General features: G+C 45.7%; 15 protein-coding genes. 3 read left to right on the top strand and 12 right to left on the bottom strand.

Features of this window, described 5'->3' with window-relative positions; all coding sequences use genetic code 11:
* Positions 1-36: 36 nt before the first annotated feature.
* Positions 37-1560, top strand: coding sequence for a lytic transglycosylase F (locus CRO87_RS11140; RefSeq protein ID WP_097163012.1), 1524 nt, complete (start codon positions 37-39; stop codon positions 1558-1560).
* Between the two features lie 33 nt (positions 1561-1593).
* Here CRO87_RS11140 and CRO87_RS11135 read toward each other — a convergent pair whose 3' ends face one another.
* The 10 genes from CRO87_RS11135 to CRO87_RS11090 all read right to left on the bottom strand — a co-directional run bounded on the left by CRO87_RS11135 (position 1594) and on the right by CRO87_RS11090 (position 9889).
* A complete protein-coding gene (locus CRO87_RS11135) occupies positions 1594-1839 on the bottom strand; it encodes a DUF2543 family protein (RefSeq protein ID WP_097163011.1) in 246 nt (81 codons plus the stop codon).
* Between the two features lie 249 nt (positions 1840-2088).
* A complete protein-coding gene (locus CRO87_RS11130; protein WP_097163010.1) occupies positions 2089-2976 on the bottom strand; it encodes a hypothetical protein in 888 nt (295 codons plus the stop codon).
* A gap of 95 nt (positions 2977-3071) precedes the next feature.
* Positions 3072-3587, bottom strand: a complete 516-nt coding sequence (locus CRO87_RS11125; protein ID WP_097163009.1) for a fimbrial protein — start codon at positions 3585-3587, stop codon at positions 3072-3074.
* Positions 3588-3598: 11 nt separating this feature from the next.
* Complete coding sequence (locus tag CRO87_RS11120) at positions 3599-4108, bottom strand: fimbrial protein (RefSeq protein WP_097163008.1); 510 nt, start codon at positions 4106-4108, stop codon at positions 3599-3601.
* A gap of 28 nt (positions 4109-4136) precedes the next feature.
* Complete coding sequence (locus tag CRO87_RS11115) at positions 4137-4895, bottom strand: molecular chaperone (RefSeq protein ID WP_097163007.1); 759 nt, start codon at positions 4893-4895, stop codon at positions 4137-4139.
* Between the two features lie 20 nt (positions 4896-4915).
* Positions 4916-5509 carry a fimbrial protein gene (locus CRO87_RS11110; RefSeq protein WP_097163006.1) on the bottom strand — a complete coding sequence of 198 codons (594 nt, stop codon included), beginning with the start codon at positions 5507-5509 and terminating at the stop codon, positions 4916-4918.
* A gap of 22 nt (positions 5510-5531) precedes the next feature.
* Positions 5532-6251, bottom strand: coding sequence for a molecular chaperone (locus CRO87_RS11105; RefSeq protein ID WP_097163005.1), 720 nt, complete (start codon positions 6249-6251; stop codon positions 5532-5534).
* A 23-nt stretch (positions 6252-6274) separates the two neighbouring features.
* Positions 6275-8746 carry a fimbria/pilus outer membrane usher protein gene (locus CRO87_RS11100; protein ID WP_097163004.1) on the bottom strand — a complete coding sequence of 824 codons (2472 nt, stop codon included), beginning with the start codon at positions 8744-8746 and terminating at the stop codon, positions 6275-6277.
* A gap of 30 nt (positions 8747-8776) precedes the next feature.
* Positions 8777-9316 (bottom strand): fimbrial protein, encoded by a 540-nt coding sequence (locus CRO87_RS11095; RefSeq protein WP_097163003.1) that lies wholly within the window; start codon positions 9314-9316, stop codon positions 8777-8779.
* A gap of 27 nt (positions 9317-9343) precedes the next feature.
* Positions 9344-9889, bottom strand: coding sequence for a fimbrial protein (locus CRO87_RS11090; protein ID WP_176504300.1), 546 nt, complete (start codon positions 9887-9889; stop codon positions 9344-9346).
* A gap of 464 nt (positions 9890-10353) precedes the next feature.
* Here CRO87_RS11090 and CRO87_RS11085 point away from each other — a divergent pair, with 464 nt between their 5' ends.
* Complete coding sequence (locus CRO87_RS11085; protein ID WP_097163001.1) at positions 10354-11148, top strand: winged helix-turn-helix domain-containing protein; 795 nt, start codon at positions 10354-10356, stop codon at positions 11146-11148.
* A gap of 14 nt (positions 11149-11162) precedes the next feature.
* Positions 11163-11639 (top strand): hypothetical protein, encoded by a 477-nt coding sequence (locus CRO87_RS11080; protein WP_097163000.1) that lies wholly within the window; start codon positions 11163-11165, stop codon positions 11637-11639.
* A 40-nt stretch (positions 11640-11679) separates the two neighbouring features.
* Here CRO87_RS11080 and CRO87_RS22560 read toward each other — a convergent pair whose 3' ends face one another.
* Both CRO87_RS22560 and CRO87_RS11070 read right to left on the bottom strand, forming a co-directional pair.
* Positions 11680-12933 (bottom strand): hypothetical protein, encoded by a 1254-nt coding sequence (locus tag CRO87_RS22560; protein WP_141398692.1) that lies wholly within the window; start codon positions 12931-12933, stop codon positions 11680-11682.
* A 25-nt stretch (positions 12934-12958) separates the two neighbouring features.
* On the bottom strand, positions 12959-15349 hold the full coding sequence (locus CRO87_RS11070) for a TcfC E-set like domain-containing protein (protein ID WP_097162998.1): 2391 nt from the start codon (positions 15347-15349) through the stop codon (positions 12959-12961).
* Positions 15350-15379: the final 30 nt, after the last annotated feature.

Raw genomic sequence — 15379 nt, 5'->3', positions numbered from 1 at the left:
CTAAAATTAAAGGATGCATCTGCGGAGTAAGCCGCCATGAATGCCTCTTATCGACAACGACGTTACGCTTGGCCACTGGGACTGGTGGCCGGTTGTCTTATGTTTGCCGCACAGGCCGCCGCGCAGCCTGAAAACGCCCTCACCATCAACCTTAACGATATGCAAAAACCTTGGGTGGGCGATCTGCCTGGCATGTATGACCGCCGGGTGATCCGCGTTCTCACCACCTACAGCAAAACTTTCTTCTTTATTACTAAGGGCACGCAGCGCGGGCTGACCCATGACATATTCATCGAGTTTGAACGTGACCTGAACCAGCAGTTGGCGAAGGAGGAGAAACTCACTCATCGTCATCTTAAGGTAAGGATCCTGTTTGTGCCTGTGACCCGCGAACAGCTGCTTCCGGCGCTGAATGAAGGGAAGGGCGACATTGCCGCCGCCAATCTGACCGTGACGCCGGAGCGTGAAAAGCTTGTGGCATTTACCGACCCGCTGTACTCCAACGCGAAAGAGCTGCTGGTTTCTGGCCCGTCGTCACCTAAAGTGGAAAGCCTCGAGCAGCTGTCAGGGAAAACCGTGATGGTGCGTAAATCGTCAAGCTATTATGAAAGCCTGCAGACGCTCAATCAGCATTTCGCACAGGAATCGCTGCCGCCAGTAACCATAGAACCCGCCCCGGAATCGCTTGAGGATGAGGATCTGATTGAGATGCTCAGCGCGGGGCTTATTCCTTTAATTGTGGTGGACCAGCACATTGCCGTTTTCTGGAAGCAAGTTTTCCCAAAAATTGAGGTCCATGAAAATGTCGTCCTGCGCGATAACGGCCACATTGCCTGGGCGGTGCGCAAAGACAGCCCACAGCTGCGGGCGCTGCTGAACGGCTATGTGAATGAGAATAAAATTGGCAGCAAGCTCGGTAATACGCTGCTGTTGCGCTATCTGAAAAGCGCCAAATACGTCAAAGATGCTTCCTCCGAAGCCGAACGCCGTAAATTTTTGGCCATCGTGGATCTCTTTAGAAAATACGGCGAACAGTATAACGTCGACTGGCTGCTGATGGCCGCCCAGGGTTATCAGGAGTCGCGGCTCAATCAGTCCGTGCGCAGCCCGGTGGGCGCCATTGGCGTGATGCAGGTTATGCCTAAGACGGGCAAAGAGCTTAACGTTGGAGACATCCGCAAGCTGGAGCCCAACATTAATGGGGGCATCAAATATATGCGCTGGATGATTGACCACTATTATGGCGATGAGCCGATGACGCAGCTGAACAAAGCGCTGTTTTCCTTTGCCTCATACAATGCAGGGCCCGCGCGGATTGCACGCTTACGTGCTGACACCAAAGCGCGTGGGTTTGATCCCAACGTCTGGTTTGGCAACGTCGAAAACCTGGCGGCAGAGAAAATTGGGGCAGAAACAGTGACCTATGTAAGTAATATCTATAAATATTACATTGCGTATCGGCTGATTTTGGATGAGATTGCCCGCAAACAGAAGGCGCTAAAAGCGGCCCAGCCCGGGAGTGAAGCGGTAAATGCCCAGTCCGAAGCCGCGAAACCATAGCAGTAGCGCCTGGGCATTCAGGATGCTTAACGATTACTCATTTCCCCATTGATTCAGGAAGTTAGCAATATCGTCAATGCGGAAATCGGCAATGCCTGCCTCGTGAGCCAGCTCACCCTGGGTTTCTTCGCTGATTTCTTCATTGTTGTTCAGGCGGGTAATCAACGCCTGAAAGTAGTGCGCCAGCGGGTCGCGCTCAGCGTCTTTAACGGGTATGGACGTTTCGCTCGAATACTCATCGACGATGTCGTAAAACTTCAGTGGGATAGCGTTGTTCATTATCGCGTCCTTTTTGGGCAATTCAGCGGATTAACACGGCATTTTAGCATTGTTATCAGGGCTGCATCATCCGGCAAATGAAAAGAGCAGGGCTATCTTGCGTGGACGCGGACGAGCGACTTATTGGGCTGAAAGCTCTCTGCGCCAACCATCACTTTTTCTGCGAATCAGCTATCACTATACGAGAAAGAGCACCTTATAAAATGCTCTTTCTAAAACGGCATATAGACGCATTGAGAAAAATTGCATTTAATTAAACTCCATAACCAGATAGCCATCCCCCTTAAAATCCCCTAATTTCGTTGGTTTTCCAGAAAGCGTGGCAGAAACGGCAAGATTGTGATTTTGTGTGGCATTGTTAATAATGAAATTACCGCTACCGTTGCTAGAGTTGATTTTTTTGTCGTCGATATAAATAGTCGCCTCAGTTCCATTATCTAGTGGGATACCGTCCCCGCTTTTTAATTTTATTCTATAGGAAGCGCCAGAGTATCCAGACCCAACCCCTTCAACATAGACACATTTTACGGGCAATGTTGAAGTAGCCTTTGCAGCATTTATCTCAGAAAGATTAATATTCCCAAAACTAAGTTTAAGTGGGCCTAATATCCCAGCCTTGCAGGGGATATAATTTGGCACATAAGTTCCACAAGACATATCAGAATCGCCGAAGTTTATATCAGTTCCATCAACTCTTTTGGGCCTTCCATCTGAAGTAATGTTACTCTGACTTGTATAGGAAGAATACCCAAACCCAATGCAATAACTCGTATAGCTGGAGAATTTTTGTGACACTATGCTCGTTTTATTTTTAAATTGGTCCACAGCCGCCGAGAAACCCTGAATCGACTTGTATGCCTCAACATATGAAGTGTCAAGAAATTTCCATTCGCCCGCGTTGTTTGTATTTGAACGCATCATAATAAAATAACCAATATAGCGCCTGGCGATCTCATTGCTAATTCCCCACTCCATACTATATGTAACGGGGCTTAAAGAGAATATGAACTTGCTGTTGTTATTCCCTCCTACGTCCGAGATTACATTTGGTCTTATCCATCGAAGTGATTCAGATGCTGATATATTGCTATAAAAAACAGTAAAAACAAGTGCAAGCAAAGAGAGTTTCTTGGTCATTAAATACCCCGTTCTTTCATATTTTACAAAACCTTGTTGCTATATGCGGAATGCATTTAGTATCAGTCACACATGTAGTATATTCAATGCATAACTTATTGATAATGGATGATTATATTTGCCGAGCCGGTGAAAACACCCGCATCGATGATATCAGAGTCGTCAGTACTAGATACTAACATGGAATAAATATCAGGTGCTCCGCCACTTGGTGTGTTATTGCTATAGATAAATTTTACCGTGTCACCTTGTTTTATCGGCGTGCTATTATTAAAGAGTTGGATACCAAGCCCTGTCATTGATGTTTTTATGTAATCTCCGTTAAATCCTGCTGAATCCCCCTGAATGGATAGTGTCATGTTGTTCTGGATAAAATCGGAGCAATTGACTTCGATTGGTATCTTTTCTTTATATATTTGCTGCTGGATCTTCTTTTTGACGATTTTGTCACCAAAGTCAACTACTATATGATTTTGTGTATTCACCGTACAAATCGGTACCGCTCTTTTAACCGTTCCGCTGATTGAAATTGATGCATCTGCACGTAAAGAATCAACCGGCAAAGCTATACCGATCATACACAACATTAAAAGTTTTAATTTTGCAGTCATTATGATCCTCCTTACTCAAAGGAAATAACCAGGGAGGCATTAGCGGCAAACGCATCCTGTTGGTTAAGCTGTTGGTTGTTAGCCACCGGAGAGACGCTAATTTGTGGCGGCTGCGCCGAGGAACTCCAAGTGTAAGAGACCCCTTTGTTAACGGCTATTTTTGTATCACCCGAGTAAAATTGGATAGCGACATTGCTGCTGTTTGTCAGCAGTAGACCACTGCCGAATGTTGCTTCCGACCCCGAAATTTTAATCGTTACTTTTGTTTCTGCATTGCACTCAAACGAACCAATGATATTTTGCTTGTAATTATCACCTGTCATATTCATAGTAATTAAATCTTTCCATTCAACATTTATCTTATTATCACTGTTAACTGTACAGATTCGGTTATCATTTAACGTGCCTGAAACGCTAAGTTGCATCAAATTATCACCGGAACTTACCCCATAATTTCCTTCTATAGAATATGCAGGGGGGCAGGTAAGTAGTGCAATGATGTATAAGACAAAATTTTTCATATAAAAGCCTGTAAAATCGTCGATTTCTTTACTGAATTGAAAGATCTGAAACGACGTTAATTGCGTTACAGTGCGTCTGAGAACATCTAAACGTCAGGCGCAAAGTGCCGCCGTAGTCATCAATCATCATCAGAACGGGCGATGTGTGGGGGAATTGCCCCTTCAGATCTAACTCAGTAGTGGATTTTGGTGAGACCATCACCGGATCAAACCCCGGAAGGGCAACCCCTTTTTGAGAATCGCGAATCGCTGTGAATGTCAGGTAATAGGGGGTCGGGTTGACCAATGTATAGCCACTGTCTTTCTTTTTTAACGTCACTGCCTCAATGCCCGGATAATGACCCTCTACGTGAGTGATTTTTAACGCAGATGGGCGGTAGAACATTTTCAGGCGCAACTGTAACGCCAGCGTCAAAGCATTTTCTTTGTTGTCTTTTGTTGGGATTTCCCGAATATTTAGGTAATAAAGACTTTCTCTATCCTGCGGAAGTGTGGACAGATCGGGCAATGCCTGTAAGCGAATCGATGTCTTACTGTCAGGTTCAATACGTTGTAGCGGAGGTAATACCGTGAATTTTCCTTTTATTTTATTTTCATGTTCATCTTCCAGCCATCCTTGCGCAAGATAAGGTAATTCCTTGTTGTTATTCGTGATTTCCATACTCACCGACTTATCGCCTTCGTTAAAAATAAGGCGTGAGCGATCAACTGACAAAGCTGCCAGGGTCTGACTGGCGGTCAAGCTAAACACCAATGCAAGTAAAGTATTATATACAGATGTGCGCATACTGTTCCTTATTGATTTTATTAATGATATTCAACGGCAACGTTTATCCTGGACCAAAATGCCCCTAGTCGAACAGGGCCTGCCGATGTTTTTTCCAGGAAACTTGTCAGGATAAATTCATTCCTTCCAGGATTTAAGTTAAACACTTTACTTTTTACACCAGGTATTAAACGAACTGCTTCTGGGCCTTCGATGCGTAAACCAACCCCCGCAACATCGCCGTGCAGCCGGAAAAGGGCTTTGTCCGCGATGTCATGCTCGGAATCTAACTGCACATAAACCGATGGCTGATCGTTTATGTAGTCTAGTGCCCCATCCTGATGGGCATTTCTCAATAAGGTACCCGGCATGCAGTCATCAAAGATAAATTTGATCTCAGCTGGTTGAGAAATATCACCCACTTTCCTGAACTCACGTAATGACACAGAGGCGAGCATTGCATCTTGATTCAACATTTCTATGGAGAGATTACACGGCGTTTCTACAATGTTTGCATTAACACTCAGCACACCATTTAGTCCATCGACAGGGGCTGAATCCTGATTTTGGGAAGCACTGGCTGGCAGATATAAGACAGTGCATATCGAAATCGCAGCCCATAGTGTTTTTTTCATAAGTGTTTTCTTGATCCCGAACTTATTGTTTTTTGGCTTTGCAGATTTCACCAGTACAGTGAAATGCCAGTGTCGGTTTCCCGCCGAAATCATTTATTGTCGTGAGGTGAGGCTCTTTAAAGTGCTCACTGTCAATATGTCCGCTCGATTTTGGTGCAATCATGGTGGATTGAAAACCTTTAGCCCCTGCGTCTTTGTCCGCCCCACGAATCGCAATGATAGTCATAAAGTACGGCGTCGGATTATCAACGGTATAGCCTTTGTTCGTGCGCGTTAAAATCAATTGGTCGTCCCAACGACTAAATTTTGGGGGAATAATGGCAGTCGGGCGATAAAACATTTTTATTCTTGTTTGCAACGCTATCTGCATGACATTTGATCGCTCACTTTTCGGCGGTATCTCTTTCACATTCAGCCAAAATACAGACTCTCGATCTTGCGGTAAGCCAATTGCAGCGCTAACAGGGTTAATACGAATCATGCTCCGATGACTCGGCTCAATACGTTGCAGCGCGGGTGTTACTACAAGTGGTAAATTGTTTTTATTTCCTCGCTCATCTTCAAGCCAGGATTGAGCAAGGTAGGGGTTATGTGCATTATCATTACTGAGTGTTAATGACATACTATTAGCATTACCGGTATAAATAACACGGGTTCGGTCAAGTGCAATTGCTGCATCCGCCGTGATAGAAAATGACAACAAGCTCACTGCAGCCATCATTATCTTAAATTTCTTGTGCATCTCTGTTATACCTTTACTGGTTGTTATGACTTTGAATAGTTACAGGGTAAAAGGAGCGTGTCGGTGTTAAGCTTCTGAGGTAATACGACAGTGCATTGATTTTTGCCTCCCCAGTGTACCGCCAGCGATTTACCTTCTTTTAGCCCCGTCAACCAGACCATGCCATCATCACCAACAATGCCTAATTCTCGATTGGCCTCATCATGCACCGTTGCGCCAAAAGGAGGATGTTCTCCATGGCTGTTTCTTATTGCTGCCATTCGTTTTTCCCCCTCAATTAAATCAAATTTCCGATAACCGATTGCACCTTCAGTTAAAACAAACTCTTTAACTGGTGCACTACGATGTTCAACATCGTCTGGAAGATCATTGACGTCTATGGATGCAGCCACTTTGTAGTAACTTGATACATCAGAAATGACGGCCAGACCGCTTTTATTTGTTCTGGCAGATGACGAGAAAGGAACGCCGCTAATACCATCAGTATCTACCATAATACGCGTGCCACCATTGCTGCCCCGGTGTAAAGCAACACCGTGTGTTGTTGCGGTGAGGCCTCCGCTCAACGACAATCCGGCAGCGCTATAGCTACTTTCCTGCCAGGTTGCATTTAAATTTAAATCTGAAACATTACCATTGTACGAATAGAAACCGCTCGCGTTTGTTGTGGCACTGGTATCTGCATTATTCTCATATCCCGCTCTTAGCATATAGCTGCTGTTTTCATCCAAACGTTGATTCCAGCCAATCGCATGGGTATTTCTTCCATTACCATATCCGCTGTTATAATTAACATTTCCATTTCGCATCGGAATATTGATGCTGATATAAGCATATCGGTCCTTACTCCCCATATAGCCGTTTTGGGTTACGTTCACCGATGCAGATAAGTTACGTATTTTGCCGATGTCAAAATAGCGGCTGGTTGAAAAACTATAGCGATCTGACTCATTATGATCCCAATAGGTCTGATGACTCCAACTCAGATAGGTTGTTATCCGATAGTCGGGGAAACTTTTATTGGCAGTAATAGTATAGAGTTCTTTATTATTGCCGCTTTGGATATTGTGGTATCTGGCACCAAGATATTCCCCCATTGAGAGGAAGTCGCGTTCGGAGAAACGATACCCTGCAAAGGTAACTTCACTGTTAAGATCATCAAAACGCTTTGAATAGCTAAGACGCCAGGATTTGCCTTGCTTGCGTTCTCCGTCAATACTGGCAATAGATTGTGTGACATCAGCGGCAACGGCACCAAAACTCAGTAAATCCCGACCGATGCCGACTGCCAGCGCATTATAGTTTTCACTGATAATATTTCCGCCATAAAGAGAATAGGCATTGTTGATTCCCCAGGAAAACTCACCAGTGCCGAAAATATCCCCTTCGAATTTATGGTCAAAGTCGCTAGGTTTACCTACGGCAAATTTATAGCGAAGTTGACCTGGCCGGGTTAAATAGGGGATGGATGCGGTATCCACCTGATAGTTTTGTTCTGTGCCATCTTGTTCGCTGACCTTAACATCCAGCTTTCCATTTACGGCGCTGTTTAAATCCTCAATCAAAAAAGGGCCTGTCGCTACTGTCGTTTCATAAATAACCCGACCTTGCTGCGAAATAGTCACAGTGGCATTGGTTCTCGCGATCCCTGAAATAGAGGGCGCATATCCCCGAAGATTAGGAGGAAGCATGCGGTCGTCACTCACGATAGAGGCACCGGTATAGCGCCAACTATCGAAAATATCCGACGTCAAATAGGATTCCCCAGCCGTGATTTTTGCACCGATATTTTTAAGTGCCCGATAAGCGTAGAATCGAGACCAGTCAAAATTATTTTTAGTGTAGCCTGCTTTGTGTTGATAGTTTGATTGCCAGTCTGCTCGAACACGCCAGGCTCCCACATTTATGCCTGTTATGCCCGTGCCGCTTACATCCTTTGTCGTATCTGTATTTACGTTTCGTGTCAGGCCTGCGTTAACATTGTAATCAAAAAAATAACCGTTAGTTCCTTCTTCCCAATGTGTCGGAGGCAGCCAGTTAGCATCCTGATATTCCAACCATGCCTGAGGTATTGAGATAATCAATGCGGATTCAGATAAGTTTCCTGTTGCCGACATCCCGGACAATTGACTAAAATCCGCGCATTGTTGATTATGCCACCAGGTGATTTTCTCTTTGGCTTCAGGTTTAAGCCCCAGCATATCAATGATGTCGTTATCCAGACAGGGGGCAACGCTTTTAGAGTGTTGATCATATTCAAAAAAGTGCACATCTCTCTCAGAAAGAGTGAACTCATTGATTCTTACTTTGAGAAGATAAGCGCCGGGCATAATGTAACCAGCTTCTGAAAAGCGGGATAAATCAATATTGTCTTTTTCTTCGCCGAGCAAATCCATATTGAACTCAATGGCATATACATTCTCTGAATGTAATGCCAGAGCTGCGAACATGAATAACCCACGCTTTTTTATACTTGTTTTTTTTAACGAAAACATTATTGATTTACATCCTGTATAAAGAAAAACTTATTGGTACTCAATAGTGAATTTTATTGTGGTGGATAAATTCCCTAACAGCAGTTGTGTACCATTGCTTACTAGCTTAATTTTAAAATACAATCCTGTTTGCCCATTTTCAACTTTAGCAATATTGACCCTGTTGCCTGGCGATATTTGCTGGCCGTTTGTATCTTTAATTTGTACAGCAACGCCAGAGCCTTCTCCTGACATTAAGAATAAATTACCATTCTGGCGATCGGGTATGCCGTCAAACGATATATGCACAGAATCCCACAATGTATCTGTACTTCTGTCCACAGAGCAATTAATCAACCGAATGGTAAAATCTTTAGCCTTATCCTCATCATCGTTGACAATATGACTAACTTTTACATTGTCAAAAGTCAGCGACTGGAAGATATCGTCCAGATGAATATTGCATGCTGATTCCTGAATTTGACCATTCACACTCACTTCACCTTTCTCATGGTCTTTAGCAACAGAGGAGAGTGAAAGGAGTAATAACACCAGAACTGTTTTTTTCATATTGACTGGGTGTGATTTCATTAATCACACCCTCCATATTTTTATTGATTAATCGTAATCAAGCGTGAAGCTGGCATTCGAAGTAAATTCACCGGCGGTGATGTTCTTGGCTGCACCTTTAAGGTAGGCATAAAACTTGATGTTATTGGTACCCTGAGTCAATGCACCCAGCGGAGTTGCTTCCCCCAGGGAGATAACTTTTTGCATACCATCGGTGAGTACTACACCAGCACCTTCAGCCGCGCCATCCAGTGCCAGCAAGCTTTTATCAGTTTCATCCTGTCGACCATTGAAGGTAATGCTTACGCCATTATTCAGTCGTGAACTTTCCGCGTCGTCTTCAAAAGCGCAGTTTTCAAGTTTGATCGTAAAGGCTGTCGGCGTGGACGAACCGTTGTTCTCAAGCATGGATTGAGAAATTGCGCCCAGTTCGACATCCTGGCGGACAGTATCAGCTGATATGGAGCAGGGAGCATCAATGATGCTGCCAGTGAAGTTCACTTCACCCACGTTATTTTCAACCTGCGCGAAGGTAACAAAAGATGCCAGGCCTAACGATAAGAGGGTGGTAGCAGTAATCTTGTTAAATTTCACAGAAAATCCCTTAGTATCTGAAGTTATACAGTTAGTGAATTACCAACGTCATTTCAACACATACGTTGACCTGTAATTTTTTATCATGCTTACCTGGCAGGTGGTTCATTGCATCGCAAAATCATCGTTTATAATCATAAATTCTAATTTATATGGATAATATAGATTTATACTCCGCTCTGGGTCGTCACTTTTCAAGTTACGGGAAAGCGGAAGGGGGCTTGCGAGAAATGAGGGCAGGGAGATGGCTGAGATCGATGCGAAATTGGGGGCAGGTCAATTCCGGCGCTGCCCGGCGAGTCAGCAGCGGACATCAGTATCCGGTGGTAAGTTCCAAGCGATGACCGCTACGGTGCCGAGCATTTCATCCGACAATAAAACATACAGGCCGCAATGATTCGCCAGCATGGAAAAAAAGTATTAAAATTCTGATTTCTTAAGGTTGGCTAACATCAGGATGAGTGATGAAGTACATCATTGAAGACAGGATTATTTTTCGCCCCGATGACGGCACATTCTGGATGACAGAAAGGGAAGGCGAGAAAGTCATCCTGCCTCCGATTATGGCGCGGTTAATGACTTTACTTCTGGAAGAGCAGGGAGAGGTGCTGACGCGTGATGAAATAATGGATCGTGTGTGGACGATTCATGGTCTGGAGCCATCCGGGAACAGTCTTAATCAATATATCTCGAATATCCGACGTAACTTTCAGAACGTTGGCCTTGGCGATGAGGTGATAAAAACAATTCCTCGCATTGGGTTTGTCTTAAGCAGCGAGATAAAAATTGAGAAGGATGATCGCGTAGTTCCGGTATCAGAAACTGCACCTGACATTCAGCAACGGGAACCGACACAAGAAACCGGGTCCCGGTCGGTCACTCGAAAATCGTTCTGTTTCCCATTATTTGCAGTGTTTATAGCGGCGATGACGGTCACTCCTTTTATTTTGAAAGCTGGAATAAACCAGATTAACGACAGAAGCCTGATAACCGTTCCTGTTGATATTGGAAAAATAAACGAATGTGATGTAAAGACATTGAAAATGGATAATGCCAGCCATCATCCGGAAGTTCGTTCGGTCGCACAGCGAATTTTTGATACTGAAGATATTCGTTGCGCTAATGGCGAAGCGGCTTTTTTATTCATTCAGAGCAGTGTTTTTTATAACCAGCCAGGACGGATATTTGTTTCCGTGTGCAGAGAAAATCACGGTGAACTTGTTTCCTGCAAGAGCCATTCATTCAACAACTGGCTGTAATCATGAGACGGCTGATGACGAAGAAAAAGAAAGCGATTCTGGCGATGGCCGCAGTGGCGATGGCCGCCAATGCCATTTACTTTTATGCTCGCTACCACTCAACCTATGATATCAAGTGTGATGCCTATGTTTCCTATCAGGCCAAACAGGATGATTTTGGCTATGACGTGGTCATTACAATGGATTTACTTAACGATGCGAGCGGCTTGTTTGGCATTGAAGGTACCATGAGGAAAGGGACCAACAGCTGGACCCTCAACCGGGATGTGGCGTTCAACTATCAGCACCTGCAAACGCATGACATCAGATTGGATGAGGTACGCATTATCAAACATGGCCGGGATAATTCCCCTGATGAGATTTTCGACAGAAACTTTATCTCACTGAAGGATGATGCGAGCAGAACAATTTCGTTAGCCAAAGTGATGAATGGTTATGTGGTGGGTACGCTCCGGGCCCCCGTATTTACCTGTCTTACACATTCACGTTGATATAAAAAAAGCGCCTTAAATGGCGCTTTTTTGTGACGATTTACCAGACTTGCGGATCAAAAATTACTGTCACCACGCCTGTGTATTCATCCGGCGCGTTTTTCCTCATCTGGGCGACATCCTGCTTATCGACTTCAAAGTGAAATTTCCCTTCGCCTCCCGGCTCAAACTGAGCAGTGTTGAACAAGGCATAACCGGTATCTTTCACATTTTTCATCAGCATATTACGTACCGCCGATCCGGATCCCGTCTGGACATTGCCGGGGAGGGTAAGCAAGGTTTTTACCGGTACAACGTCGCCCGTTTTAACACTTTTGAGCCCACAATGTTCCCCCACATTCGACTCGCAACTCAGATAAGTGGTGAAGGAGCCAGATGAGGTCATTTCGAAATGGCTTTCCGCAGTCAACACCGGTGGGATATTGGTCACGGTGGCTTTCTCCCAGTTGATTTTATTTTCAGCAGCGGTGCAGATTTTACCCGATTGGCAGGCATGAAGTTCCACCGTTCCTGTATCAACAGGCCTGACGCTCATTTCATGAGTGACAGTCAGCTCAAAGTTTATCGTTATCTGGTCATCGGTAGTTTGATACTTTGGGCCGCCAATATTTATGTCCGCACCACTCCCGGCCACGCTATAGCTGATTTGCCCTTCGTAAACACCATCGTCCATCTCTAGCGGATTCGGAGTGGTCAGTAAATACATGAAATTCACTCTGCCCAGATTTGGGAAACTTCCTCGATCCACATCTGTACGTTTAGCGCACACGGTCGTACTATTGCGATTTGGCCAGCGCCAGAACCAGTCATAGAAATCATTATTTCCCAAACCATATCCTGAACCAGTACAACCGGAGGGTTGGCTCACCCACGATGAAGAATTCCCCCCCGACCATTGTGAATTGACCCCCGTAGCGGAGCCACCGTAACCACTGTTTCTGGCACCCAGTCCAATAATGGCAAACGTGACTACTTTCTGAGCGCCTGTCACTCTGTTAGTGACTACAACATTTTTATTGGTAGAGTCAATGTTAAATGAAACGTTATCCTGGCTCATAATAGGCTCTGCAGCATTAGCGCCAATACCCAGGCCAACAGTAAACCAGTTGTTATTTGCGCAGTGGGTAGCGAAGGTGCCTTCACAATATCCATAAGCAGGCGTTGTGTTAGTGAATTTGTTATTCGTAGGCGAGGTTACAGATGGGGTGAAATCTGCGGTGATTGTTATATTTTTCGCTATCAGGTTATTAATGGATAACAGCATCAGTGCTAATCCAAATACTATTCTTGTCATGTATTCCTCTACCTGTCTGCTTGTGCTATTTGCAGGAAACGTCATTGAGATACAGAATCTCTTCTTTTGCTGAAATATTCTGTGGCAGGGTGCACGTCAGTTTTCTTGTTCCGTGACTGGCTTTCAGGGTTCTTGTGTCTGCCGCGATGCTCATCGTCAGGACGCCCTCATTATTTACAAGCCCTTTTTCATCTCCCGCTGTAACCGCACTATCCGGAATTGTCTTGCCGTTGCTATCGCGAAGGACGGCAATGAGTGTCTGCATCTGTACGCTCTTAACTTTTACATACCCCACGCTGCCACTATTCATCTGAAAACTGATGCGTTCCGGGGTGACTGAGGCACTGTGATCGGCAGAAGTAAACTGCACGGTATCGCGCTTCCAGAGATTTACAGGGATCACATTGCGTCCGGCTGACAGTTTTGTATCGGACAGACTTCCGCTGGCAACAACGCCCGTACCGTTCTCATCTTCGACATCAACAATCATTACCGCGTCATGGCCATTCAAATTACGCGAAGTTGCTGCTTTCCATTCACCTACGGCCAGTGTTTGATTCAGGTTGATCCCCGCCGTGGTGTTATTAACTGAAGTGGTGTGTTGGATAAAACCATCCGCATTCACATACCGGGTATCCACCGCACCGTTCCCGGAGAAGGTGGTTGAGCTGCCAGAATGCGATATTCCCGCGCCAAGCCAACTGATCGTATTTCCTTGATCTGGCGCCCACTGATAACTTGCATTGGTGTAAGCATGACCGTCGTCAACACCAACGGCGGCAGAAACGGTATGTCGCGAATCAGAAGGGAACAGGGACATGGTTAAATTAATGGCCGCCCCGCGATTCCGGCTTTCACCACGATAACCGTTTCGGTCATATCCGCTGATGCGAACATCTGCGTCACGGCCGTACCAGCGATGTCGAGTCGTTAATGAGACATCGGCATCCACACCTTTTTGCCAGGGGCTGTCACGGTACTCGATTCGCGTGGTGAGCCTGGCGCCATTTCCCAGATACGCACTAAGCGATCCACCCCAGGTGTCGCTTTGGTGAGTTTCAGATTTCCATTCTCGGGCCTCGGTACGCGTGTTGCGCCAGTAGAGACTCCCGCTTAGCTCGGAAGTCATGTTTCGATAATAGCGCGCGTCCGTACCTGCATAATCCCTAAGGCCGGAAGAGGTGCGCGTGTGCTGAAGGAACAGGGAGTCTGAACTGCTCAACGTGATATCGCTTCTCAAACGTATCCAATGATCGTCGTTATCAAGCGCACTGGCGCTTACGCCGAGGATCCCGCCCGTCCAGGCAAGCACGTCGAGGCTTCCGCCCAGCGCAGTGCGGCCATTTTGCTCGTCATCATACTGACGTGAAGAAACTTTTTGCTGCTGACCCGCCCAGAGATTCGCCCGCCAGTGGCGGCTGGTATCACGCCAGCTATTAGGTTTATAAATCTGCGCAGCCTGGGTATCGACAACCTGACCATTTTCAATAATACGAATGCTGATGTCGTAGATGCCTCCAGGCAGGCGACGGGTATCCAGCGCCTGAATGCCATCCTGCAACTGTTGTGTATGAAGTAAACGACCGTCACGCCATACCTCGGCAACTGACTGATTACGGCCTGTAACGTACACGGGCCAGGCACTGACGCTTTCGCTATTTTGCAGCAAACTATCAGAGGTTCCCCACATTGCGCCGACAATCGTGTCATAGCCAAAGCTACTGGTCTGGACATTCCCGCTGTCGTTGCCCGGGGTGAAAAAGCCGACGCGCACAAAATTACCCGCCAGTTCTTTCTGACTATAAAGGTTGTAGAGATCGGTGAGGTTGTAACCGTATTCGCCAGTGACATGCGTCGATTGAAACGACAGATTGTGACTCCATCCGGCAAGAGAGGCTGTCCATTCCGATGTCAGGCTCATCCGCTTATCGGCTGATGAACTTTGAATTGCGGAAAAGTCATTATTCACGATCAGACCGGCCGGGAAACTTTCAGGAAGTTCGATATAGTCGCCCTGAACGCGCTCTTTTTCGTATTGCAATGTCAGAAGACGCAGGGTTGAGTTATCCAGACTGTAATCTGCAGAAATCAGTCCTTCAGGGCAGTGATTGGTACAACTGCCGCTCATGACACCTTTGCGCAATACAGATACCCAACGATCCTGTGTTTCCGGGGATAGGGCGTCATCATGGGTGATGACTTCCGCAAGCATCATTGCGCCGTCTTCCGTCATCCTCATCGATGCCTCAAAAAGCGGTTTATCATTTAAATAGACCTGGACAGGCAACTCTGATTGAAAAAAATATGACCTGAAATCTTCTGGCATATTGTTAAGGCCAGCGAGAAGCATTCCTGTGGATGTGGCAATAGCAACCCCTGGAACTAAACCAGAGAAAAGAAAAATAGATCGTTTCATATTATTCAGTCAGAAGGCCTGTATCCGTTG

This window comes from Enterobacter sp. CC120223-11, from assembly GCF_900215375.1.
In the GTDB taxonomy this organism is placed as follows: Bacteria; Pseudomonadota; Gammaproteobacteria; order Enterobacterales; family Enterobacteriaceae; genus Scandinavium.
Note: the sequence above shows the minus strand (reverse complement) of the source record. Positions and strands in the feature narration are given on the sequence as shown.